20 protein-coding genes are annotated in these 24007 nt (G+C 74.2%); 11 read left to right on the top strand and 9 right to left on the bottom strand.

The annotated features are described in order from the left end of the window. The 3 genes from ABD990_RS21265 to ABD990_RS21255 all read left to right on the top strand — a co-directional run. On the top strand, positions 1-428 hold a 428-nt coding region (locus tag ABD990_RS21265; protein ID WP_345382406.1), incomplete at its 5' end, for an Hpt domain-containing protein. 260 nt (positions 429-688) lie between these two features. After that, on the top strand, positions 689-2344 hold the full coding sequence (locus ABD990_RS21260) for a purine-cytosine permease family protein (protein WP_345382405.1): 1656 nt from the start codon (positions 689-691) through the stop codon (positions 2342-2344). Positions 2345-2364: 20 nt separating this feature from the next. Next, positions 2365-3438: a zinc-dependent alcohol dehydrogenase family protein gene (locus ABD990_RS21255; protein ID WP_345382404.1), complete on the top strand. Its 1074-nt coding sequence runs from the start codon at positions 2365-2367 to the stop codon at positions 3436-3438. Between the two features lie 69 nt (positions 3439-3507). On the opposite strand, the gene ABD990_RS21250 is transcribed toward ABD990_RS21255, so the two are convergent. The 4 genes from ABD990_RS21250 to ABD990_RS21235 all read right to left on the bottom strand — a co-directional run bounded on the left by ABD990_RS21250 (position 3508) and on the right by ABD990_RS21235 (position 7741). Next, complete coding sequence (locus tag ABD990_RS21250) at positions 3508-4467, bottom strand: ABC transporter permease (RefSeq protein ID WP_345382403.1); 960 nt, start codon at positions 4465-4467, stop codon at positions 3508-3510. A 2-nt stretch (positions 4468-4469) separates the two neighbouring features. Then, entirely contained in the window at positions 4470-5693 is a 1224-nt protein-coding gene (locus ABD990_RS21245) for a quaternary amine ABC transporter ATP-binding protein (RefSeq protein WP_345382402.1), read from the bottom strand. Beyond that, a complete protein-coding gene (locus ABD990_RS21240; RefSeq protein ID WP_345382401.1) occupies positions 5678-6517 on the bottom strand; it encodes a glycine betaine ABC transporter substrate-binding protein in 840 nt (279 codons plus the stop codon). The genes ABD990_RS21245 and ABD990_RS21240 overlap by 16 nt, the downstream gene beginning before the upstream one ends. Before the next feature lie 243 nt (positions 6518-6760). Further along, a complete protein-coding gene (locus ABD990_RS21235; RefSeq protein WP_345382400.1) occupies positions 6761-7741 on the bottom strand; it encodes an aldo/keto reductase in 981 nt (326 codons plus the stop codon). Positions 7742-7871: 130 nt separating this feature from the next. Between ABD990_RS21235 and ABD990_RS21230 the strand changes: the two genes are divergently transcribed. Both ABD990_RS21230 and ABD990_RS21225 read left to right on the top strand, forming a co-directional pair. Continuing rightward, positions 7872-9686: an NAD(P)-binding domain-containing protein gene (locus ABD990_RS21230; RefSeq protein ID WP_345382399.1), complete on the top strand. Its 1815-nt coding sequence runs from the start codon at positions 7872-7874 to the stop codon at positions 9684-9686. A 63-nt stretch (positions 9687-9749) separates the two neighbouring features. Further along, complete coding sequence (locus tag ABD990_RS21225; protein ID WP_345382398.1) at positions 9750-10958, top strand: NAD(P)/FAD-dependent oxidoreductase; 1209 nt, start codon at positions 9750-9752, stop codon at positions 10956-10958. 158 nt (positions 10959-11116) lie between these two features. Here ABD990_RS21225 and ABD990_RS21220 read toward each other — a convergent pair whose 3' ends face one another. Continuing rightward, positions 11117-11599 carry an STAS domain-containing protein gene (locus tag ABD990_RS21220; protein WP_345382397.1) on the bottom strand — a complete coding sequence of 161 codons (483 nt, stop codon included), beginning with the start codon at positions 11597-11599 and terminating at the stop codon, positions 11117-11119. A gap of 144 nt (positions 11600-11743) precedes the next feature. On the opposite strand from ABD990_RS21220, the gene ABD990_RS21215 reads away from it, so the two are divergent. After that, on the top strand, positions 11744-11983 hold the full coding sequence (locus tag ABD990_RS21215; protein WP_345382396.1) for a hypothetical protein: 240 nt from the start codon (positions 11744-11746) through the stop codon (positions 11981-11983). 10 nt (positions 11984-11993) lie between these two features. On the opposite strand, the gene ABD990_RS21210 is transcribed toward ABD990_RS21215, so the two are convergent. Further along, positions 11994-12767 (bottom strand): DNA-formamidopyrimidine glycosylase family protein, encoded by a 774-nt coding sequence (locus ABD990_RS21210; protein WP_345382394.1) that lies wholly within the window; start codon positions 12765-12767, stop codon positions 11994-11996. Positions 12768-12903: 136 nt separating this feature from the next. Here ABD990_RS21210 and ABD990_RS21205 point away from each other — a divergent pair, with 136 nt between their 5' ends. Then, the gene (locus ABD990_RS21205) at positions 12904-13512 is read left to right on the top strand and encodes a hypothetical protein (RefSeq protein ID WP_345382393.1); all 609 of its coding nucleotides are present in this window, start codon (positions 12904-12906) and stop codon (positions 13510-13512) included. Here ABD990_RS21205 and zwf read toward each other — a convergent pair. Continuing rightward, positions 13509-15005, bottom strand: a complete 1497-nt coding sequence (zwf, locus tag ABD990_RS21200; RefSeq protein WP_345382392.1) for a glucose-6-phosphate dehydrogenase — start codon at positions 15003-15005, stop codon at positions 13509-13511. The two genes, ABD990_RS21205 and zwf, sit on opposite strands and share 4 nt — an antisense overlap. A gap of 133 nt (positions 15006-15138) precedes the next feature. Here zwf and ABD990_RS21195 point away from each other — a divergent pair, with 133 nt between their 5' ends. The 4 genes from ABD990_RS21195 (at position 15139) to ABD990_RS21180 (ending at position 21893) form a co-directional block, all read left to right on the top strand. Beyond that, the gene (locus ABD990_RS21195) at positions 15139-16347 is read left to right on the top strand and encodes a saccharopine dehydrogenase family protein (protein WP_345382390.1); all 1209 of its coding nucleotides are present in this window, start codon (positions 15139-15141) and stop codon (positions 16345-16347) included. A gap of 1269 nt (positions 16348-17616) precedes the next feature. After that, positions 17617-20022, top strand: a complete 2406-nt coding sequence (locus tag ABD990_RS21190; RefSeq protein ID WP_345382389.1) for a CaiB/BaiF CoA-transferase family protein — start codon at positions 17617-17619, stop codon at positions 20020-20022. A gap of 34 nt (positions 20023-20056) precedes the next feature. After that, positions 20057-21652: an AMP-binding protein gene (locus tag ABD990_RS21185; protein WP_345382388.1), complete on the top strand. Its 1596-nt coding sequence runs from the start codon at positions 20057-20059 to the stop codon at positions 21650-21652. Between the two features lie 52 nt (positions 21653-21704). Then, positions 21705-21893, top strand: a complete 189-nt coding sequence (locus ABD990_RS21180; RefSeq protein WP_345382386.1) for a hypothetical protein — start codon at positions 21705-21707, stop codon at positions 21891-21893. Positions 21894-21983: 90 nt separating this feature from the next. Here ABD990_RS21180 and ABD990_RS21175 read toward each other — a convergent pair whose 3' ends face one another. Both ABD990_RS21175 and ABD990_RS21170 read right to left on the bottom strand, forming a co-directional pair. Further along, complete coding sequence (locus tag ABD990_RS21175; protein WP_345382385.1) at positions 21984-23123, bottom strand: LLM class flavin-dependent oxidoreductase; 1140 nt, start codon at positions 23121-23123, stop codon at positions 21984-21986. Next, positions 23120-24007, bottom strand: a complete 888-nt coding sequence (locus tag ABD990_RS21170) for an alpha/beta fold hydrolase (protein WP_345382384.1) — start codon at positions 24005-24007, stop codon at positions 23120-23122. The genes ABD990_RS21175 and ABD990_RS21170 overlap by 4 nt, the downstream gene beginning before the upstream one ends.

Raw genomic sequence — 24007 nt, 5'->3', positions numbered from 1 at the left:
CGGCGGCGCTCGACCCGGCGGCGCTCGACCCGGCGGCGCTCGACCCGGCGGCGCTCGACCCGGCGGCGCTCGACCCGGCGGCGCTCGACCCGGCGGCGCTCGACCCGGCGGCGCTCGATCGCCTCCGCGAGCTGGTCGGCGGTGATCCCGGCGCGCTGTCCGGGCTGGTGGAGGACTTCCTCAGCGAGACTCCGCCGCTCGTGCAGACCCTCCGCGCGGCGGTGGCCGCGGGCGATGCGGAGGGCGCACAGCGCGCCGCGCACACGCTCAAGGGCCTCGGCGACACCGTCGGCGCGACCGCGATGGCCCGGCTGTGCCGGCGGGCCGAGTCCCACGGGCCCGCCGTGCCGGGCCCGGTCGTCGAGGAGATCGCGGGCGAGCACGCGCGTGTCGCGCAGGCCCTGCGCCTGCTCGTGGCCAGTCCGTGAGCACGGTGGGCGTCGACCTCCGGTACCTCTCCGCGAACAGTGAGATTTCGACGCATCAGACGCCCTGATCGTCGGCCCGTCTGACGCTGAGATGTCGAACGTTCCGCCGAGAGACCCCCTGGGCCCCGCGACCAGGGACGCCGATCAGCGCCGCGCCGCCGGCAGCAGCACTTGGCGATCGTTTAGCGCCGGCCTGTTCCCTGGCCACCGCACCACCGAACGTCACCCCCGAACGGACGATGTCCGGAAAGGCAGCCCGCATGAGCATCGAGAACCGCGAGGCGAGCACCCCCGCCGGGGTGACGGCCGACGTCGGGACCGCCGCGAAGGAGACGCTGGAGGACTACACGCTCCGCTTCGCCCCGCGCAGCTACCGGAAGTGGTCGACGGGCGTCGTCGGGGTCACCGCGCTGGGGGGCATCGCCTACCTCGCCGACTTCGCCATCGGCGCCAACATCGGCATCTCCTACGGCACGACCAACGCCCTCTGGGGCATCCTCGTGTTCGCCGTCGTCATCTTCGCCACGGGCTTCCCGCTGGCCTACTACGCCGCGCGCTACAACCTCGACCTCGACCTGATCACCCGCGGCTCCGGCTTCGGCTACTACGGCTCCGTCGTCACGAACGTCATCTTCGCGACGTTCACCTTCATCTTCTTCGCCCTCGAGGGCTCGATCATGGCCCAGGGCCTCGAGCTCGGGCTCGGCATCCCGCTCTGGCTCGGTTACGCACTCTCGACGCTGATCATCTTCCCGTTGGTCGTGTACGGGATGTCGCTGCTGTCGAAGCTGCAGCTGTGGACCACGCCGCTGTGGCTGGTCCTGATGGTGGCGCCGTTCGTGTACCTGCTGGTCAGCCACCCCGAGTCCGTGAGCTCCTTCTTCGCCTACCAGGGCGAGAACGGCCAGGGCACGCCCAGCCTGGGTGCCGTCATGCTGGCCGCCGGCGTGTGCCTGTCGCTGATCGCGCAGATCGCCGAGCAGATCGACTACCTGCGCTTCATGCCGCCGAAGACGCCCGAGAACTCCCGCCGCTGGTGGACCGCGATGGTCCTCGCCGGCCCGGGCTGGGTCGTCTTCGGCGCGATCAAGCAGGTCGTCGGGCTGTTCCTCGCGGTGTACCTGATCGCCACCGTGGCGGACGGCGCCGCCGTCGCCAACCAGCCGGTGCACCAGTTCCTGGAGATCTACCGCGACATCCTGCCGCCGTGGCTGGCGATGACGCTCGCCGTCGTCCTCGTCGTGATCTCCCAGATCAAGATCAACGTCACGAACGCCTACTCCGGCTCGCTGGCCTGGACCAACTCGTTCACCCGGGTCACGAAGCGCTACCCGGGCCGGCTGGTGTTCCTCGGCGTGAACCTGCTGATCGCGCTGGTGCTGATGGAGGCGAACATGTTCGACTTCCTCAACACCATCCTCGGCTTCTACGCCAACTGCGGCATGTCCTGGGTCGTGGTGGTGGCCGTCGACATCGCGGTCAACAAGTACGTGCTCAAGCTGTCGCCGATCACGCCCGAGTTCCGCCGCGGGATGCTCTACGCGGTCAACCCCGTGGGCTTCGGCTCCATGATCGTGTCGGCGGGTGTGTCGATCCTGGTGTTCTTCGGGGTGTTCGGCGCCGCGATCCAGCCCTTCTCGCCGCTGGTCGCGATCGGCCTGGCCGTGGTGCTGCCGCCGCTCCTGGCCATCGCGACCCGGGGGAGGTACTACCTGCGGCGCACGGACGACGGCCTCGACCGGCCGAGGTTCGACGAGCACGGCAACCCGTCCGGCGAGGTCCTGCACTGCCACGTCTGCCGGCAGGACTTCGAGCGGCCGGACGTCACGAGGTGCGAGACGCATGACGCGGTCGTCTGCTCGCTGTGCCTGTCCACGGACAAGGTGGGTGACCACGTCCTGCCCGCGCAGGGCTGATCGCGGCTAGTTTCACGGGCATGGCACGCATGATCCGGTTCCACGAGCTCGGCGGGCCCGAGGTACTGCGCATCGAGGACCTCCCCGTCCGGGCGCCGGGCCCCGGCGAGGTCCGCCTCCGGGTCGACGCGGTCGGCCTGAACCGCGCGGAGGTCAACTTCCGCCGCGGCACCTACCTGGAGGACCCGCGGCTGCCGGCGGGGCTGGGCACGGAGGCGGCCGGCGAGATCCTCGAGGTCGGGCCGGAGGTCGACGGCTGGGCCCCGGGCGACGCCGTCAGCGTGATCCCCGCCTTCTCCCAGAACGACCATCCGGTCTACGCCGAGGAGGCCGTGGTGCCGGCCGCGGCGCTGGTCCGCCGGCCCGAGGGGATGGACGCGATCACGGGCGCGGCGGTCTGGATGCCGTACGTGACCGTGTACGGAATGGTCGCCGAGATCCTGCGGGTGCGGCCCGGCGACCGGGTCGTGGTCACCGCGGCGGCGAACAGCATCGGTGTGGCGGCACTGCAGGTGCTGCGGTACCTCGGCGCGGCGCCGGTCGCGACCGTCCCCGCGCCGGGGCCGGAGGCGGCGCTGCGGGAGGCGGGGGCGACGGAGGTCGTGGTCGCCGGGCCGTACGAGGGCGACGGCCGGGAGGTCCCCGGCGGCGGCTCGCTGGCCGACGCCCTGCGTGCGGCCTTCGCGCGGGCGGACCCCGGCGATCCCACGCCCGGTTGCGGGAGCGGGTCCGGGACAGGCCCCGGTGCGGACCTGGTGCTCGACGCCGTCGGTGGTCCACAGGTGGGTCAGCTCGTCGCGGCCTGCGCGCCCGGGGCGAGCGTGATCGTGCACGGCGGGCTGTCCGGGCTGCCCACTCCCCTGCCCGGCGGCGGGTACGCGGCGGTGTGGCTACGCCGCTACCGCGTCTTCGAGATCACCGGCGATCCCGCCGCCCTGCGCCGGGCGATCGCCTTCGTGCGCTCCGGGCTGGCGGCCGGCGTGTTCGCGCCGGTGATCGACCGGGTCTTCGACTTCGACGACGTCGCCGCCGCCCACGCCTACCTCGACTCCCCCGACCGCGCGCCCGGCAAGCCCGTCCTCCGGGTCCGCTGAGGAGTGAGCGAGCGGCGCCGTCCTTCACCAGGACTGAGCGAACGCGCCGCTCGCTCACCCCTCCCGCGGTCAGCGCACGGTCGGGTCGCCCGCGCCGGCCGGGACCGGAGCGTCCGCGTCCGGGGTGCCGACGGGCGCCTCCCCGTCCTCCGGGGGCACCGCCGTGGCCGGGGCCCGGCGGCGGCGCAGCCGCGCCCACAGGCCCCGACCGGGCCGCTGGGCCATGGCCGCGGTGAGCCGGTCGAGGTAGATGGCCAGGATCACCACGGCGAGCCCGCCCTCGAAACCGCCCGCGACGTCGAGCTGCGTCACGGCGGTCACGACGACGCTGCCCAGCCCGCCGGCGCCGGCCAGCCCCGCGACGACCACCATGGACAGCGCGAGCATGATCACCTGGTTGACGCCGGCCATGATCGACGGCCGGGCCATCGGCAGCTGCACCTCGCGCAGGATCTGCCGCGGGTGCGCGCCGAAGGCGTGGGCGGCCTCCACCACCTCCGGGTCCACCCCGCGGATGCCGAGCTCGGTGAGCCGGACCGCGGGCGGGATCGCGAAGATCGTGGTCGCGACGACCCCGGGCACCACGCCGACGCCGAAGAAGAACACCGCCGGGATGAGGTAGACGAACACCGGCGTGGTCTGCATGAAGTCCAGGATCGGGCGGAGCACCACGCTGACGCCCTGCCGGCGCGCCGCCCAGATGCCCAGCGGCACCCCGATCGCCGTCGCGATCACCGCGGCCACCAGCACGACCGCGAGGGTCTCCATCGTCTCCTCCCACAGGTCCATCGCCGCGACGAGCAGGAAGGCGACGGCGGTGAAGAGCGCGAACCCGAAGCCGCGGACGAGCAGCGCGGCCAGGGTCAGCAGCACCACCCAGACCACGAACGACGGCCGGGCGAGGGCCAGGACGATCACGTCCACCAGCGCGGTCATGACCACGCTGATCGCGTCGAACAACCCCGGCACCGTGCGCAGCAGCCAGGTGATGAACTGGTCGACGTACGTGCCGACCTCGATGCGAGGCATGGTCAGCTCCTGGTCGGGACGGCGGCGAGGGAGGCGAGGACGGCCGCCCGCGGGACGACCCCGAGCAGCCGGCCCCGGTCGTCGACGACGGCGAGGGGCACGGCGTGCCGGCCGAGCCGACCGAGGATCTCGATGAGCGGCCGGTCGGGGCCGGTGGTGGCGAAGCCGTCGTCGAGGGCCCCCGGGTCGATCCGCTCGCGGCCGGAGGCGGCCGCCTGGCCCAGCCACTCGTCGTGGACCACGCCGAGGATCCGCCGGTCGTCGTCGACGACGTAGGCGCCGGTGGCCTCGGCCGCGCCGAGCCGCCGGAGCACGTCGGCCGGGCGCTCCTCGAGCCGGGCCACCAGCCGCGGCTCGCGGAGCACGTCCTCGGCCGTGAGGACCCGCGTGCGGTCGACGTCCGAGACGAAGTCGGCGACGTAGTCGTCGGCGGGCGCGGCGAGGATCTCCGGCCCGGTGCCGAGCTGGACGAGCCGTCCGTCCTTGAGCAGCAGGATTCGGTCCCCCAACCGCATCGCCTCGTTGAGGTCGTGGGTGATGAAGACGATGGTCTTGGACAGCTCCTTCTGCAGCCGGATCAGCAGCGCCTGCATGTCCCGGCGGATGAGGGGGTCGAGGGCCGAGAAGGGCTCGTCCATCAGCATCACGTCGGTGTCGCTGGCCAGCGCACGGGCGAGCCCGACGCGCTGCTTCATGCCGCCGGAGAGCTGCCCCGGGTAGGCGTCCCCGCGGTCGCCCAACCCGACCTGGTCGAGCGCCCACTGCGCGCGCTCCCGCTTTTCCCCCTCGCTCGTCCCCCGGATCTGCAGGCCGTACGCGGCGTTCTGCAGCACGGTGCGGTGCGGCAGGAGCGCGAAGTGCTGGAACACCATGCTGATCCGGCGGTTGCGCAGCTGCCGCAGCTGCGCGTCCGAGAGCCCGCGCAGCTCGCGCCCGTCGATCTCCACCGAGCCGCCGCTGGGCTCGATGAGCCGGTTGAGCAGCCGGACCAGCGTCGACTTGCCCGAGCCGGACAGCCCCATGACGACGAACAGCTCGCCGGGCTCGACGGCGAACGAGACGTCGCGGACGGCGAGGGTCGCCCCGGTCCGCTGCTGGATCTCCCCGCGCGACGCGCCCTCGCGGGCCATGTCCAAGGCACGGCCGGCCGCGGACCCGCTGCCGAAGACCTTCGTCAGGTCCCGGCAGCGGATCACCGGCTCGGCGCCGTTCAGCCCGCCAGCCATTGCTGCACGCGCTGCTGGTTCGCCGCGAGCCACTGCTTCGCGACCTGGTCGGCGGGCTGCTTGTCGACGTCGACGCTCTTCTGCATGGCCTCGACGTCCGCCACGGGGATCTCGAACTTCTGCAGCATCGCGTAGAACTTCGGGGCCTGCTGCTGCAGGGTCGTGCTCGCCGCGGTCCAGGCCGAGTAGTCCGGCATCGCGCAGGCCCCGTTGCCGGTGGTGAAGCAGTCGGGCTGGTACGGCGTGGGCTCGGTCAGCTGGACCATGTCGAACTGCGTGAACACCCAGTGCGGGTGGTAGAGGTACACGAGGATCGGCTGCTTGCGGTCGTACGCCCGCTTCAGCTCCGCCAGCTGGGCGGCCTCGCTGGAGGTGACCTGCTGCAGGGTCAGGCCGTAGCCCGCGAGCCGCTTGGCGTTCTGCTGGGTGGTGATGAAGCTCGGGTCCGCATCGACGAGCTTGTTGCCGAGTGCGGCGGCGTAGTCGTTGAGCTGCGTGACGCTGGTGAGGCCGGCGAGCGGCTGCCCGGGCTCCGTGGCGTACCTGGGCACGAACCACCCCTGGGCGGCGCCGCCGTAGGTCTGGTGCACCAGGCTCATCCGGTCCTTGGCCTGGTCGGCCAGCTGCTGCTGGTTGGGCAGCGCGACCTCGGCGAGCAGGTCGACGTCGCCCCGCTGCGCGCCGGCCCAGGCCGGGGCCGGACCCAGCGCGGTGGTGTCGATCTGGGAGACCCCCAGCTCCGGGTGCTGCGCGGCCACCTCGGTGAGGATCGCGTTGGTCAGCGTGGCGGCGCTCCAGGGGAACTCGCCGGCCTTGACCGTCATCCCACCCCCCGAACCGGACCCGGAGGTCGAGCCGGAGGTGCCGCCCCCGCCGCATGCGGCGAGCACCGCGGCAATCCCCAGCGAGCAGAGGACCGCGCCGGCGCGGCGACGTGCTGATGTCCTGAGCATCGGCCGTTCTTCCCTTCCCCGCGGCCGGCACGCCGGGTGCGTCCGGACCAGGTTGGGAGCTTTCTACCCGAACCCGTGACGCAGGTAACCCCTCTTCGGATCGATTCGTGCGGGTCAGGCCCAGGCGCGGGCGGCGCGGGCGGCCCAGTACTGCTCGGCCGGCTCGGCGAGGTCGAGCAGCTCGTCCTCCACCTCGGCCGGGATCGTGAGCTGCGTGGCGGCGACGTTGCTCGCCACCTGCGCCGGGTCGACGGCGCCGGAGAGCACGATCCCCGCCCACGGCTCGGCCAGCACCGCGGCGAACGCCAGTCGGTCGACGCTCGTGCCGAGCTCCTCGGCCAGGTTCGCCACGCGGTCGTCCCGGGAGTTCGTCGCGCCGCCCGGGGCCAGCCGCCCGTTCGCGACCGCCTCCTTGACGATCACCCTCGCCCCGGCGTCCGCGGCCTCGACCAGCGCCGGACCCACGGAGGGCTCGAGGATGTTCCAGGTGCTCTGGAACGAGGTGAACAGCGACTCGCCGTCCACCGTGACCTCCAGCGCGCGCCGGACGGCCTCGGCCTGCCGCGGCCCGGAGGTCGAGATCCCGACCCGGATCCCGTGCTCGCGCAGGTCGGCCATCGCCCGGTGGAGCTCGGCGTCGTCGAGCGCGCCGGTGTCGAGCGTGGCGGAGTGCACGTGGTACACGGCGAGCCGCTTCCCGAGCAGCGCCAGCGACTCGGCGGACTGCTCCGCGAACGCCTCGACGGAGTGGTCCTTGACCTCGTGGACGCCCGACATCGAGCCGGCCACCGGCACCCCGTCGCGCCGCCAGTCGCCGACGTACCGGTACCCCCACTTCGACCCGATCTCGACGTCCCCGGTCCCGGGGCGCGCGGCCAGCCACCCGGCCAGGAACTCCTCTGCCCGGCCGTAGGAGCGGGCGACGTCGACGTACCGGATCCCCGCCGCGTAGGCCGCGTCGAGCACCGCCCACGTGCGCTCGCGCAGGGCCTCGACGTCCCGCGCGTCGCCGAGGTCGCGCTCCCGACCGGCGGTGATGTACGCGGGCCTGCCGACCGCGGCCAGCCCGATCCCGATTCGGCGTACGGAGGTCACCGCCCCACGCTGCCACATCCGGGGACCGCCGGAGGTTGCAACGGCGCTGCAACCCTTGATCCCCGGGGCGTGGGCGGCTTGGCTGGAGTGGCACGCACCACAGCTACGGGAGACGGACAGGGAGGTCCGCATGACCCAGACCCTCGAACCGGCCAGCGCCACCGCGGCCCGCGAGCGGGTCGACACGTGGCTCGCCGACTTCGAGGCCGCCCTCGCGGCCCGGGACGCCGAGCGGGCGGCCGGCCTCTTCGCGACGACCTCGTTCTGGCGCGACCTGATCGCGTTCACCTGGAACATCAGGACCGTCGAGAACCGCGACGGCGTCGCGGACCTGCTGCGGTCCACCATGGAGTCGACGGACGCCCGCAACTTCCACACCACCGAGGAGCCGACCGAGGCCGACGGCGTGGTCGACGCCTGGATCGGCTTCGAGACGGCCGTCGGCCGCGGCCGCGGGCACGTGCGGCTCACCGACGAGGGCGCCTGGACCTTCCTCACCACGCTCTACGAGCTGAAGGGGCACGAGGAGCCGCAGGGCGAGCGGCGGCCCATGGGCGCCGAGCACGGCGTCAACCGGGAGCGCGTGACGTGGGCCGAGGCCCGCCGGGCCGAGCAGGAGGAGGTGGGCCGCACCCGCCAGCCCTACGTCCTCGTGGTCGGCGGCGGGCAGGGCGGCATCGCCCTGGGCGCCCGGCTGAAGCAGCTCGGGGTCCCGCACGTCGTCGTCGACCGGCACCCGCGGCCCGGCGACCAGTGGCGCAGCCGGTACAAGTCGCTGTGCCTGCACGACCCGGTCTGGTACGACCACCTGCCCTATCTCGACTTCCCGAAGAACTGGCCGGTCTTCGCGCCGAAGGACAAGATCGGCGACTGGCTCGAGATGTACACGAAGGTCATGGAGGTCAACTACTGGTCCTCCACGACCTGCAGGTCCGCCTCCTACGACGAGGAGACGAAGGAGTGGACCGTCGTCGTCGACCGCGACGGCGAGGAGATCACCCTCCACCCCAAGCAGCTCGTGCTCGCCACCGGCATGTCCGGCAAGCCGAACGTGCCGCAGGTGCCCGGCCAGGACGTCTTCCGGGGCGAGCAGCACCACAGCTCGAAGCACCCGGGCCCGGACGCCTACAAGGACAAGAAGGTCGTGGTCATCGGGTCGAACAACTCGGCCTTCGACATCTGCGGCGCGCTGTGGGAGGTGGGCGCCGACGTCACGATGGTCCAGCGCTCCTCGACCCACATCGTGAGGTCCGACTCCCTGATGGACCTCGGCCTCGGCGACCTGTACTCCGAGCGCGCGCTCGCCGCCGGGATGACCACGCAGAAGGCCGACATGACCTTCGCGTCCATCCCGTACCGGATCATGCACACGTTCCAGCAGCCGGTGTACGCGGCGATCAAGGAGCGGGACAAGGACTTCTACGAGCGGCTGGAGGCCTCGGGCTTCCGCCACGACTGGGGCGACGACGACTCCGGCCTGTTCATGAAGTACCTGCGCCGCGGCTCGGGCTACTACATCGACGTCGGCGCCGCCGACCTGATCGCGAACGGCGACGTGAAGCTCGTGCAGGGCCAGGTCGTCGAGCTGACCGAGCACACGGTGAAGCTCGACGACGGCACCGAGCTCGAGGCGGACCTCGTCGTCTACGCGACCGGGTACGGCTCGATGAACGGCTGGGCCGCGGACCTGATCAGCCAGGAGGTCGCGGACAAGGTCGGGAAGGTGTGGGGGCTGGGCTCCGACACCACCAAGGACCCGGGTCCGTGGGAGGGCGAGCAGCGCAACATGTGGAAGCCCACCCAGCAGGAGGGGCTCTGGTTCCACGGCGGCAACCTGCACCAGAGCCGCCACTACTCGCTCTACCTGGCGCTGCAGCTCAAGGCCCGGCTCGAGGGGATCCCGACCCCGGTGTACGGCCTCCAGGAGGTCCACCACACCAGCTGACGCGGGTCCCGGCGTACCCGGCGGCGGGGTAGTGGATCACCGCCGTCGGGTATCCCGCGTCACATGCATGTCGAGCTCCTCGTCGTGGGCGGCGGACCGGCCGCCCTCGCCGCCGCCACCAGCTACCGCGACCACGGCGGCGACGGCGCCGTTGTGCTCGTCTCGGACGACACGGCCGCGCCGTACTTCCGGCCGCCACTGTCGAAGGACTACCTGCGCGGCGAGTCGGAGGCGGGCGACACGGAACTGACGCCCGCCACCACCTACACCGCCCGCGGGATCACCCTGCTGCTGCGCCAGACGGTGACCACGCTGTCCGCGGAGGAGCGGGTCGCGCAGCTGTCCGGCGGCGGCCGGGTCACGTTCAAGGCCTGCGTGCTGGCCACCGGGTCCGCCCCGAAGCCGCTCCCGGTGCCGGGAGCGGACGCGCCCGCCGTCGCCATGCTGCGCTCGCTCGACAGCGCCGAGGAGCTGCGCTCGGCCGCCCTGACCGCCCGCAGCGCCGTCGTCGTCGGGTCCGGGTTCATCGGCTGCGAGGCCGCCGCCTCGCTCGCCCGGCGCGGCCTCGACGTCACGGTCGTGAGCGCCGAGGACCTGCCGCAGGAGAAGCGACTGGGTCCCGACGCCGGCCGGCGGATCGCGGGCTGGCTCGTCGAGGACGGCGTCACGCTGATCGGCGGGGCGCAGGTCGAGGCGATCGAGCCGCTCGGCGACCCCGACGCGCGCCCTCGCCGGGTGCGGGTGTCCGGGCGGGAGCCGCTGGAGGCCGACCTGGTGCTGGTCGCGGGCGGGATCGACCCCCACGTCACGCTGGCCCGCGCCGCCGGGCTGCGGGTCGAACAGGACCGGGTCGTCGTCGACGAGCACATGCGTGCCTCCGCGCCAGGCCTGTACGCCGCCGGCGACGTGGCCTACGCGCGCAACGCCACCGCGGGCCGGCACCTCGTGGTGGAGCACTGGGGCGAGGCGGAGGCGATGGGCACGGTCGCCGGCGGCGTCGCCGCCGGGGCGGACCTGCGCTGGGACGCCGTGCCCGGATTCTGGACCGAGATCGGCGAGCGCACCCTCAAGTACGCCGCGTGGGGCGACGGCTACGACCGCGCCCGCCTGGTCGACCACGGCGGCGGCGCCTTCACGGTGTGGTACGCCGACGAGCAGGGCCGCGCGGTCGGTGTGGCGACGCACGAGGCGGACGAGGACTACGAGCGCGGCAGCGAGCTCGTCGCCGCCGGGAAGCCGGTGCCCGACGTGGCGGCCGTCACAGAGAAGTAGCATCCGGCCGACCCTCCGGGTACCTCCCCGCGCCGGCACGGGCGTCGACCGGCACACCCACGCGTACGCGGCCAACCTGGGCGTGCGCGCCGGGGCGTTCCTGCAGGTCGGCGGCTTCCGGGCCGACCCGTCCGTGCCGACCCGTCAGTGCCGACCCGTCAGTGCCGACCGGTCAGGGCCGACCCGTCGGGGCGCTCGAGGTCCTCGAGGGAGTCGACGAGGTGCAGCTGGGTGTCCACGCCGGTCACCTGCATCGGCCGCAGCACCACCCGGCTGCCGCCGGTGACCACGGCGACACGCGAGCCGACGTCGTCGGCCGCGCGCTGCGTGCGGACCAGCGCGGCGAGCCCGCGGGAGGCCAGGAAGCGGACGCCCGTCAGGTCGACGACGAGGTATTTCGCGGTGCGGACCAGGTCGATCGCGGCGTTCTGGAAGGCGGTGGCCTCGGCGGCGTCGATCTCGCCGCGGACGGCCAGTACCCGGATGCGCTCGCCCACGCGGCAGAGGTGGAGCTGGATGCCGCTGTCGGGCTCGTCGAGCCGCTCCCAGGCGCCTGCCGCACCGCACCAGGCCGCGACCTCGGGCAGGCCCGGCACGGCGCCGGTGTCGGCGCGCTCGGCACTGTCGGGAGCGGGGCTCACGGGATCTCGTCCTCTCGGCGTGGGAGCAGGCTTCTCGACTCCGGACCAGTGTGTCCACGACCGTACCCTCCCGCAGCCGGCAGGGCGCGGCGGCCGGCCCCCGGCGTACACGATTGGCCGCCGTGAACGGGGGAACCCGGGCCCATGGCGACCGATCCCGCCTCCGAGACCGGGCCGGACCCCGACGGGCCCCCGCGTGCCTTCCACCGGGACCGGGAGGACCGGATGGACCACGGCGACCCGCGCGACCGGGCCGTCGACGAGCCCGCGACCGGCCCCGACGGCCCCGACGCATCCGACGAGGATCCCGACGGCCCGCGCGGTGGGGAGGGCGGACCCAGCTCGGGGACCAGCGGGGACTGGCGGCAGGGCACCCCCGAGTAGCCCCGTCCGCCTACCGCTGGCAGCCGGGGCACCACCAGGTCTCCCGGCCGTGCGGGGTGCGCGCGGCGGGCCGGAAGGCGACGGGCGTGCCGCAGCGGTAGCACGGCCGGCGGGCGCGGCCGTAGACCCAGTGCGGACGGCGCGGGTCGCCCGTCGTGACCTGCCGCGGGTTGCTGACGACGGCCTCGCGCAGCCGAGCCCGCGCGCCGGCCAGCAGCGGGCCCGGGTCGACCTCGCCGATCGGCCGCCAGGGGTCGACGCGGTGCAGGAAGCACAGCTCGCCCGCCCACAAGTTGCCCAGCCCCGCCACCCGCCGCTGGTCCAGCAGCGCCGCCACGGCGGCGGTGTCCGGGGCGGCGCGCAGCCGCCGCGCCGCCAGGTCGGCGTCGAAGTCCTCGCCCAGCAGGTCCGGGCCCAGGTGCCCGACGACGCGGTCCTCGTCCCGGGTCCGGACCAGGTCGAGGACGGGCAGGGCGATCCCGGCCAGCGTGCGGTCGTCGTCGAGCCGCAGCAGCACGCGGGCCTCCACCGACCGCGGCAGCCGCTTCCCCGGGCCCAGCACCGACCACGACCCGCTCATCCGCAGGTGCGAGTGCAGGGTCGACCCGGCCGAGGTCCGCATCAGCAGGTGCTTGCCCCGCGGCCGCCAGGCCTCGATGCGCTGTCCCGCGAGGTCGGCGAGCGCCAGGCGGGGATGCCGGAACGTGCTCGCGACGACCGTGCGGCCCGCCGTCGCCGCGTGCAGCCGGGCGGCCAGCCGCGCGATGGAGTCACCCTCCGCCACTCCCGCACGCTACGCGCCGCGGCGCGGTCCCACCCGTCGGCCGGGTGACTCACTTTGCTCCATCCGGCCGGTGCGGAGACGGGCCCGTGCTGTGATCGTCGGCGGGACGTCGACACCGATGTGGACGGGAGCGCCGATGCTGCGTGCGGCGGAATGCCTGATCGAGGCCGAGCGGGTGCTGAACCAGGTGCTGGACGGGGTGGCGCCCGACCAGTGGCGCATCCGCGTCCCGCCGCTGCCCGACGGGCCCGATCCCGCCCGGCCGACCCCGCTCGACGCCCTGGTCCGCCACCACGTCCGCACCGTCGCCGCCCTGCCGGACCTGCTGGCGGGGCGGGCGGCCGACCCCGCGCACCTCGCCGACGTCGCCGACCTGGAGCACCGGCAGGACCTGCCCGCGCTCGCCCGCGAGGCCTCGGAGAAGGCCTGCGCGGCGGCCGCGGCCGTCGCCGACCCGACCGCCCCCACCGGCGACGACGCGCTCCGCGCCGAGGAGCTGCTCTGGCGGCGGGCGGTCGGCGCCGCGCTCATGGCGCACGAGGTGTCCGTCCACCGCGGATCGGTGAACCCGCTGACCGAGCACCTGGCCCGGGCGCTGTGGGAGCGCACCGAGCCGGAGGCGGCGCGCTGGCGCGAGGCAGGGTGGTTCGGCGCGCCGCTGGGCCCCGTGCCCGCGGACGTGTCCTGGCGCGACCGCTTCCTCATGCTCGCCGGCCGGGACCCGCACCCCCTCTGGGACCGCTAACGGCGCTCGCGCCAGGCCCGCTCGAACGGCAGCCGCCAGGCGTTGGGCGCGATGAGCTGGTGGATCGCGTTCGGCCCCCAGGACCCCACCGGGTAGTTCTTCGCCGGCGGCGGGTCGTCCAGCAGCGGCATCGACCGCTCCCACAGCGACTCGATGCCCTCGGCCGTGGTGAACAGGGTGTGGTCGCCCCGCATGGCGTCGAGGATCAGCCGCTCGTAGGCCTCGAGCACGTCGCCGGCGGACTCGGTCTCCTGCGTGGAGAACTGCATCGACAGCTTCTCCAGCCGGAAGCCCGGGCCCGGGCGCTTGCCGTAGAAGGACAGCGAGACCTTGGAGGAGTCGGCGAGGTCGAAGGTCAGGTGGTCCGGGCCCTGGGTGCCGACGCCGGAGCCGGCCGGGAACATCGTCCGCGGCGCCTCCTTGAAGGCGATCGAGATGATCCGCTGGCCCTCCGCCATCTTCTTGCCGGTGCGCAGGTAGAACGGCACGCCCGCCCAGCGCCAGTTGTCCAGGCCGACCTTGAGCGCGATGAAGGTCTCGGTGTCGGAGTCCCGGGCGACGCCCTCCTCCTCGCGGTAGCCGCCGTACTGGCCGCGCACCACGTCCCACGGGTGCACCGGCAGCAGCGAGCGGAAGACCTTGTTCTTCTCCTCGCTGATCGCCCGCGGCTCCAGCGCGGTCGGCGGCTCCATCGCCACGAACGCCATCACCTGCATCAGGTGCGTGACGACCATGTCCTTGAACGCGCCGGTGGACTCGTAGAAGTTGGCGCGCTGGTCCAGCCCGAGCGTCTCGGGGATGTCGATCTGGACGTGGTCGATGAAGTTGCGGTTCCAGATCGGCTCGAACAGGCCGTTGGCGAAGCGGAACGCGAGGATGTTCTGCGCCGCCTCCTTGCCGAGGAAGTGGTCGATCCGGAAGATCTGCGACTCGTCGAAGACCTTGTGCACGTAGTCGTTGAGCTCGATCGCGCTGGGCAGGTCGTGCCCGAAGGGCTTCTCCATGACGACCCGCGCGCGGTCGACGAGGTCCGCGTCCCGCAGCATCGCGATCACGGCCTGCGCGGCCTTCGGCGGCACGGACAGGTAGTGCAGCCGGTGCACGTCCTCGCCCAGCCTGGCCTCGGCCTCCTTCACCGCCGCGGTCAGCCCCTCCGGCCCCGCGCCCTGCGGGACGTAGGTCAGCTTGTCGGCGAACCCGGCCCACGCGTCGTCGTTCGCCTTGTGCGTGCCGAAGTTCTGCACGGCGTGGTGGGCCAGCTCGCGGAACTCCTCGGTGGACATGTCCTCCATCGCCGTACCGACGATGCGGACCTCGGGGGCCAACGAGGACTCGCAGAGGTACGCGAGCCCGGGCAGCAGCTTGCGCTTGGCCAGGTCACCGGTGGCGCCGAACAGCACGATGACGTGCGGCACCAGCGGTTCCTGGTCGCGGCGGAAGGGACGCGAGCCGGGGCCGGGGTAGGCGATCGTCTGGGGGCGGGACTCGGGCACGCGGGGACTCCTCGGGAGACGGACCGGTGGGCACGCGACGTCGCGGCCGACCCTAGCCGTTCCGGCCTGCGCCGTCCTGCTGCGTGATCGGCCACCGCGCGCGGGCGCGCCGGACACCCGGCACGATGCGGGCATGAGCACGCAGCGGGAGCACGATCTGGTCGTCTTCGGCGCCACGGGGTTCGTCGGAGCCCTGCTGGCCGGCTATCTCGCCGACGCCGCGCCCGAGGGCGTGCGCATCGCGCTCGCCGGGCGGTCACGGGACAAGCTGGAGCAGGTGCGGGCGGGGCTGCCGGAGCGGGCCCACGACTGGCCGCTCGTCGCGGCCGACTCGACCGACCCGGCCTCGCTGGCGGCGCTCGCGGGCTCGGCCCGCGTCGTCGCGACGACGGTGGGTCCGTACGCGAGGTACGGGCTGCCGCTGGTCGAGGCCTGTGCCCGGGCCGGGACGCACTACTGCGACCTGACCGGTGAGGTGCTGTTCGTCCGCGAGGCGATCGACCGGTACGACGCGGTGGCCCGCGGGTCCGGCGCGCGGATCGTGCACTCCTGCGGCTACGACTCCATCCCCTCCGACCTCGGCACCCTGCTGCTCCACGAGGCCGCGGGCGCAGACCTCGATCGGGTGCGCGCGGTCGCGACCGCGCGCGGCGGGTTCAGCGGCGGGACCCTGGCCTCCCTGCTCGGGCACGTCGAGAGCGTGGCGGGCGACCCGGCGGCGCGGCGGATCGCCCTGCGCCCGCACTCGCTCAGCCCGGATCCCGCCGCCGAGCCGACGCCGCGTCAGCCGCGCGACGCCGGCCCGCCGCGTCGCGAGCCGGACGGCTCGTGGACGGCCGCGTTCGTCATGGCCCCCTTCAACACCCGGATCGTGCGGCGCAGCAACGCCCTGCAGGAGTGGTCCTACGGCCGGGGCCTGCGCTACGAGGAGCGGATGGCCGCGGGGCGCGGCGTCGCCGGTGCGGTCGCGGCCGTCGCGATCACCGGGGCGATGGGCGCGATGGTCGGCGGGGCGGCGTTCCCGCCCACCCGCGCGCTGCTGGAGCGGGTGCTGCCGAAGCCGGGGACGGGACCGGGTGAGCAGGCCCGCGCGAAAGGCTTCTTCCGGCACACCCTGACCGGGACCACGGTCGACGGCCGCACGGTCACCGCGACGGTCGCGGGGTCCGGGGACCCGGGCTACGCCGCCACCGCCGTCATGCTCGGGGAGAGCGCGCTCTGCCTCGCCCTCGACGACCTCCCCGACCGCAGCGGTTCCCTCACCCCCGTCACCGCGATGGGCCACACCCTGATCGAGCGACTCCGCAAGGCGGGCCACACCTACGAGGCCACGGCGCAGTAGCGAGCTCCCCGCGCAGTGCCGAGGCCCGGCGGAGCGCCGAGGCCCGACGCAGTGCCGAGGCCCGACGCAGTGCCGAGGCCCGACGCAGTGCCAAGGCCCGACGCAGTGCCAAGGCCCGACGCAGTGCCAAGGCCCGACGCAGTGCCAAGGCCCGACGCAGTGCCAAGGCCCGACGCAGTGCCAAGGCCCGACGCAGTGCCAAGGCCCGGCGCAGTGCCAAGGCCCGACGCAGTGCCGAGGACGCAGCGGGGTGGCGAGGACCGGCGCAGTGCCAAGGACCGCCGCAGTCCCAAGGACCGCCGCAGTGCCAAGGACCGGCGCAATGCCAAGGACCGGCAGGGTGACGCGGACCGGCAGGGTGACGCGGACCGGCAGGGTGACGCGGACCGGCAGGGTGACGCGGACCGGCAGGGTGACGCGGACCGGCAGGGTGACGAGGACCGGCAGGGTGACGAGGACCGGCAGGGTGACGAGGACCCACCGGGGTGGCGCTCGTCCCGCTGCACCCGGCGCGGTGCGGCACAACCGTTCTGGCCGGGCCTCACACCCGCCAGGTGCGTGACACACCCTGTCGACGGCCTGCGCCGCGACGAACCGGGTGTATGAGCACCTGCGCGCCAGGTTGTCGAGGGGCCAGCCCGGCGGGCCCCGGCGAGCGACTCGACGCCCCGCCTCGCACACCCATTGGGGCGCCGCACCGGCCGTCGACGACGTGTGCCGCCGACCTCCCAGTTGTGGCGGCGAACCGGAGCGGATGTGAGAGGCGACGACAGGTGTGCCGGGTGCTCCTGCGGGCTCCGGAAGGCCTTCGTTCCCTCCGCGGTCCGCCGCCTGCCCCTCGATGCAGCACCGGCACGACTCGCAAAGCCCCGGGGGACCCACAGCCCGACTCGCCGAAGCCCACAGCCCGACTCGCCGAAGCCCACAGCCCGACTCGCCGAAGCCCACAGCCCGACTCGCGGTGCGGGAACTCCCGACTCGCGGTGGGCTCGGTGTTCCGGACCGCAGCCCCCGACCTGCTGCTCCGCCCCACTCCCCCGCTCCTTCCCACTCCCACTCCCGCTCCCGGACCTGCTCCTCCCGACTTCGCTCCTGCTCCGTCCCGCTCCCGCTCCCGGACCTGCTCCTCCCGACTTCGCTCCTGCTCCTTCCGACTCCGCTCGCCGACCTGCTCCTCCCGCCCCTGCTCCTCCCGCCCACCGCCCCCGACCCCCCTCCCGCTGATCCCGCTCGCCCTGTAGCGTGCGTCACCGTCGGAAGGAAATGACGATGACGTCACGTTCGCAGTCGTTCGACCACCCGCTCGCGGGCCTGCGCGTCCTCGAGGCCGGGGACACGCTGGCCGCGGCCTACGCGGGCCGGCTCCTGGCCGATCTCGGGGCGGAGGTCGTGCTGCTGGAGCCGCCGCAGGGCCACCCGTTCCGCACCCTCGGCCCCTTCGCGAAGTCGGTGCCCGACGCCGAGCGCAGCGCCTCCTTCGCGTACTTCCACGCGGGCAAGCGGTCCGTGACCGCCGACGACGCCGCGGTACGCGCGCTCGCGGCCCGCGCCGACGTGCTGATCCGGTCCACCCGGGACGGTGCGGACTGGATCGGCGACGACCTCGTCGCCGAGATCGAGGCCGCCCGGCCCGCGCTCGTCGTCGTCGACGTCTCCACCTTCGGCCGCACCCACCGCGACGGCCCGCACCCCACCACCGACCTGCTCGCCCTGGCCGCGGGCGGCCTGCTGTCGATCAACTCGACCACGCTGCGCGGGCCCGACCCGCTCCCCCTGCGCTACCGCGGCGAGCTGGCGAGCGTGCACGCGGCGTGCGGCGCGGTGCTCTCCCTGCTCGGGGCCCTGGTCGAGCGCCGCCGCAGCGGGCTCGGCCAGCGGCTCGACGTCTCGCTGCAGGCCTCGGTCGCGAGCGTCCTGGCCACCGCGATGTCGCGCTACCACTACACCGGCGAGCTGCCGGTGCGGCAGGGCAACCGGAGCGTGGGGCCGTGGGGCTTCTACCCCTGCCGCGACGGCACCGTGCTCATGCAGATCACCCGCGACGAGGAGTTCCGCCGCCTGGTGACGATGCTCGGCGACCCGGACTGGGGCTCCCTGGAGATCTTCGAGACGACGGCGGGGCGGGACGAGAACGCGGACGTCCTCGACGTGTTCGTGGGCGAGCACCTGGCGGAGTTCACCCTCGCCGAGTTCCTCGAGCTCGCCCACACCCACCGCATCGCGGCGGCCCCGATCCACGGCGCGCGCGACATCCTGGAGTGGGACCACCTCGCCGCGCGCGGGTCGTTGCCCCCGGCCGCGCTCGGCGGCGCTCCCGGCGAGTCGCTGCCGGTGCCCGGACGGCCGTGGCGTGTGAACGGCACCGCCCCCCCGCCGCGCGACCCCGCGCCGGCCCGGGGCGAGGCCGACGCCGCCGGGCTCTGGTCCGGTCCCACCGCGCACCCGGCCGGCTCCGGCACGCCCGCCGAGCGCCCGCTCGAGGGCGTGCGGGTGATCGACCTGACGTGGGTGTGGGCCGGCCCGTTCGCCGCGATGCAGCTCGCCCACCTGGGCGCGGACGTCGTCCGGGTCGAGACCGGGACCCGGCTGGAGACCACGCGCGGGCTCGGGCCGTACGCCGACGGCATCGTCGGGGTGGACCGCTCCGGCTACTTCAACCAGTACAACCAGGGCAAGCGCGGGGTGGCGCTGAACCTGAAGACCGCGCGCGGGATGGAGCTGCTGCGCGGGCTGATCGCGACCGCGGACGTCGTGATCGACAACATGAGCGCCGGCGCGCTCGCCCGGATGGGCCTGCCGTACGAGACGCTCAAGGAGATCAACCCGCGGATCGTCGCCGTGTCGATGACCGGCTTCGGCGAGTCCGGCCCCTACCGGGACCGCACGGCCTACGGCTCGCTGATCGACGCGCTCAGCGGCATCGCGTCGTCCAACGGGGACGTCCGGGGTGGACCGACCGACCTCGTCATGTCCCTCCCGGACCCGATGGCGGGGATCACCACGGCGATCGCGACCGTGGCTGCGCTCTACCAGGCCCGCGCCTCCGGCGAGGGCGTGCGGGTCGAGACGGCGATGTTCGAGGCCTGCCTCGCCGCGTTCCCGTGGCCCGTGCTGTTCGCCGGCGCCACCGGCGGCGAGGTGCCCGTGATCGGCAACCGCGACGAGTTGGCCTGCCCGCACGGGACCTTCCGCTGCGCCGGCGACGACGAGTGGGTGGCGATCGCCTGCGAGGACGACGACCGGTTCGCCGCCCTGGCCGTGGTCCTCGGCGCGCCCGAGCTGGCCGACGACCCGCGGTTCGCCACCCTGGCGGCCAGGCGGGTGCACGAGGACGAGCTCGAGGCGCTCGTGACCGCGTGGACCTCGCAGCGCACCGCCGCGGAGGCGGCGGGGGCGTTGCAGGCCAAGGGCGTCGGCGCGGAGGCCGTGGCCCGGGTGGACGAGGTCTACCGCTCCCCCGTCCTCGCCGCGCGCGGCTTCTTCCCCGAGACCGTGCATGCGGTGATCGGCCCCCGCCGGCTGCCGTCCGTCGGCTGGGTCGCCTCGCGCAGCGCGATGGGCCCGCAGGGCGCCGCACCGGCCCTCGGCCAGCACACCCGCGAGGTCCTCACCGAGATCCTCGGCCTGTCCGCGGCGGAGCTCGACGCGCTGGAGAAGGAGGGCGTCACGGTCTGAGGATCCCCGGCCGGGCTGTGCCACGATCGCGTCCATGACCGACGCGACGACGCGGGCCGCCGAGCTGCGGGAGCACTACTCCCGGCCGGACCTCTGCCTGGCGGAGGAACTGTGCGACCGGCACCCGGCCGGGGACGTGGCGGCCACGCTGGTGGCCGGGGACCTGTCGGCCGTCGACCTCACGTACGGCGAACTGCGCGAACGGTCCGAGCGGCTCGCCGCCGGGCTCGCCGGGCTCGGGGTCGGGCCGGGCTCACGGGTGGCGACGCTGCTGCCCAAGACCGCGGACCTGCTCGTCACGGTGCTGGCGGTGGTGCGCCTCGGCGCGGTGTACGTGCCGCTGTTCACCGCGTTCGCCCCGCAGGCGATCGCGTTGCGGCTCACCGCCTCCGGCACGAGCGTGGTGATCACGGACGGGAACCAGCGGCCGAAGCTCGATCCCGGCGAGGACATCCCGGCCGACGCGCCGTGGACCGTCGTCACGGTCGGGTCGGCGGAGTGGGAGCGGCTGGCCGGCGCCTCCCCCACCGGCGCCCCGGCGGCGGTCGGCGGCCCGGACGGGGCGATGGTGCAGCTCTACACCTCCGGCACCACCGGCAGGCCCAAGGGCGTGATCGTGCCGGCGAAGGCCCTGGCGTCGATGGTCGCCTACCAGGAGTTGGCGCTCGACGTCACCGCCGACGACGTCTTCTGGAACGCCGCCGACCCCGGCTGGGCCTACGGGCTCTACTACGCCCTGCTCGCCCCACTGGCCACCGGCCGGCGCACGCTGTTGCTCGACGCCGGCTTCTCCGCACAGGCCACCTGGGAGGTGCTCGGCCGGTTCGGCGTCACGGCCTTCGCGGCCGCCCCGACGGTGTACCGGGGGCTGCGGGCCTCCGGCATCGCCCCGCCCGAAGGGCTGCGGCTGCGCACCTGCTCGAGCGCGGGCGAGCCGCTGAACCCCGACCTGGTGACGTGGGGCCGCGAGGTCCTCGGCGTGGAGGTGCGGGACCACTACGGGCAGACCGAGCTCGGCATGGTCGTCGCCAACGCCTGGCACCCGGGCCTGCGGGCCGAGATCCGGCCCGGCTCGATGGGCCGCCCGCTGCCCGGCTTCCGGGTCGCCGTCCTCGCCGACGACGCCGAGGAGGAGGTCGCGCCGGACACTCCCGGCCGGGTCGCGCTCGACGTGCCGGCCAGCCCGCTGCTGTGGTTCGACGGCTACGCGGGCGGGGTCCGCGGCGACCGGTTCAGCGAGGACGGCCGCTGGTACCTCACCGGCGACGCGGGCCGCGCCGACGCGGACGGCTACCTCTACTTCTCCGCCCGCGACGACGACGTGATCATCATGGCCGGCTACCGGATCGGGCCGTTCGACGTCGAGTCCGTGCTGTCGACGCACCCCGCGGTGGCGGAGGTCGCCGTCGTCGGCATGCCGGACGAGCTGCGCGGCGAGGTGGTCGAGGCGTTCGTGGTGCTGCGCGAGGGCGTCGAGGCGGGCCCGGACCTGCCGGACGAGCTGGCGCAGCTGGTCCGGACCCGCTACGCCGCGCACGCCTACCCCCGCCGCGTCCACCTCGTCGACGCGCTGCCCAAGACGCCCAGCGGCAAGATCCAGCGGTTCCTGCTGCGGCAGCGGGGACGCTAGACGCCCCCTGCAGCCAGGGAGATCAGGCGCCTTCCGGGCGTACCTCAGCCACGTGCTCGGCGCGCTCCAGGTGCAGCACTTCAGCCCACTCTCCGGTACGGGCACCGCCAGGCTGGCGGAGCTGTCGGACCTTCCGGTGCTGTCCGAGATCGCGCGAGAGGCACAGGGTGTCAGCGCGGAGCAGGAGTTCCGGGCCGGCCTGGAGATCGTGCTCCGCGGGCCCGGGCTCGACCGGCCGTGAACCGTGGCCGGGTCCGGCGCGGGGCGACGGTCGGCAGGCTCGTCACGAGGAGCGCGGAATCCCGGCCCGAGCTGCCGCCTCCCGCCCTGGTCACCCCCCGGTCCGCGCCGCCCCCCACGCCTGCGCGAGCAGCTCGTGGCTGCGGACCCGGTCGGTGTGGTCGGTGGTGATCGTGGTGACCAGCAGCTCGTCCGCGCCGGTCACCCGGGCGAGCGTGGCGAGCTTCCCGCACACGGTGTCCGGGGCGCCGACGAACTGGGTGTCGACCCGATCGGCCACCCCGGCCCGCTCGTCCGGCGTCCACTCGCGGGCCAGCGCCTCGGCCGGTGTCACGTACGGCCGCGCACCACCCCCGGAGCGGATGTCGAGCACCCACTGCCCGTAGGGCGCGGCGAGCTCCCGGGCGCGCGCGTCGGTCTCCGCGACCACGACGTCCGCCGACACGATCACGTGCGGCTCGGCGACCCGGCCGGGCCTGAACGCCTCGCGGTAGGCGGCGACGGCGTCGAGCACCAGGTGCGGCACGAGGTGGTAGCTCACGGCGAAGGGCAGCCCGTGCTCCCCGGCGACCCGCGCGCTCTCCCCCGGCGTGGAACCGAGCACGACCACCTCGACGTCGGCGCCCTCGGCCGGGAGGACGTGCAGCGGCTCGCCGTGCGGGCCGCGGGCGGTGCCGGCGAAGTAGGCGAGGATCTCGCCGACCTGGCGGTCGTAGTCCGGTGGTTCCTGGTCGGGGTCGAAGCCCAGCAGCTCGGCGAGGCAGCCGTACAGGGCCAGGTCGGACGGCACCGTCCCCGGCTTCGGCAGCAGCAGCCCGTCGACCGTCCGGGTCTCCGGTGCCCGCCCGCCCTTCCGGCCTGTGGGCCCGCGCCGGATCAGCCGCAGGATGCGGTGCAGGTCGAACCGTCCGAGTCCGACGTCGATCCGTCCGGGATGGACCGCGGCCACCGTTCCGAACTGCTCGGCCACCTGCACCGGCCGGGTGTTCGGGAGCTGCACGGCCCCGGAGCCCACCCTGATCCGCCCGGTGGCCGCCGCGATCAGCGCGACGAGCACCGGTGTCGACGCCGACGCGACACCCGTCGCGAGGTGGTGCTCGGCCACCCAGTAGCGGTGGTAGCCCGCCCGCTCCGCGGCCTGCGCGAGGTCGATCGAGTTGCGCAGGGCGTCGCCGGCCGTCCCGCCCGCGGGGACGGGCGAGAGGTCCAGGATCGACAGCGGGAGGCTCACCCGCGGCCCCCGTCCACCAGCCCGCCGATCACCTCGGTCAGCACGGCGGCCCACCGCTCCGGCGCCTCCACCGGCGAGAAGTGGCCGACGCCGTCGAGCGGGCGCAGGTCCACCTTCTCGAACCAGTCGTCGAGCCGGTCGGACCAGGCGCGCGGGAACAGCGGATCGTGCTCGGGCCAGAGCACCGTGGTCGGGACGGTGATCCGGCTCGTGGGCGGTTCCTCGGCGAGCGAGCGCGCGATCATCCCGGCGCCGCTGCGGTACCAGCCGATCGACGCCGTGAAGGCGCCCGGCGGCGAGTACCGCTCGGTCAGCCGGTCGAGCCGCTCCTCCTCCACGGTGAAGTCCGGGCCGGACCAGTGGTCCCAGAAGTGCCGCAGGTAGGCGCGCACGGCGTCGGGCCGGCCGTCGATCACCTGCTCGGGCAGCCCGAGCCGGTGGAAGTGCTGGTACCAGAACTCGGCGGCGGCCTCGGGTTCCAGTACGCGCCGGCCCGCACCGGGCAGCGGCGGCGCGAGGACCAGCGCCGCGACCCGGTCGGGGTGCTCGGCGGCCAGGGTCTGTGCGACCCGGCTGCCGACGTCGTAGCCCGCGACGACGGCCCGCTCGATCCCGAGTTCGTCGAGCAGCGCGAGCGCGCTGCGGGCCTGGCCCGCCGCCGCGACGTCGCCGCCGACGTGCTTGTCCGACTCGCCGAACCCGCGCAGGTCCGGCCAGGTCACGTCGGCCGTTCCCGCCCCGGCGAGCAGCTGCGCGACCGCCGCCCAGTCGCCGCGGTCCCCCGGCCAGCCGTGGAGCAGCAGCACCGGATGCCCGCTGCCGGCGCGCTCGTACGCGAGGGCGTAGCCGTCCGCGTCCGGTGTGGTCCGTGTCGTCCCTGCCAC

Source organism: Pseudonocardia yuanmonensis (genome assembly GCF_039542425.1).
GTDB classification, from domain to species: domain Bacteria; phylum Actinomycetota; class Actinomycetes; order Mycobacteriales; family Pseudonocardiaceae; genus Pseudonocardia; species Pseudonocardia yuanmonensis.
The sequence above is the reverse complement of the archived record's forward strand: the minus strand, read 5'-3'. Positions and strand labels throughout refer to the sequence as shown.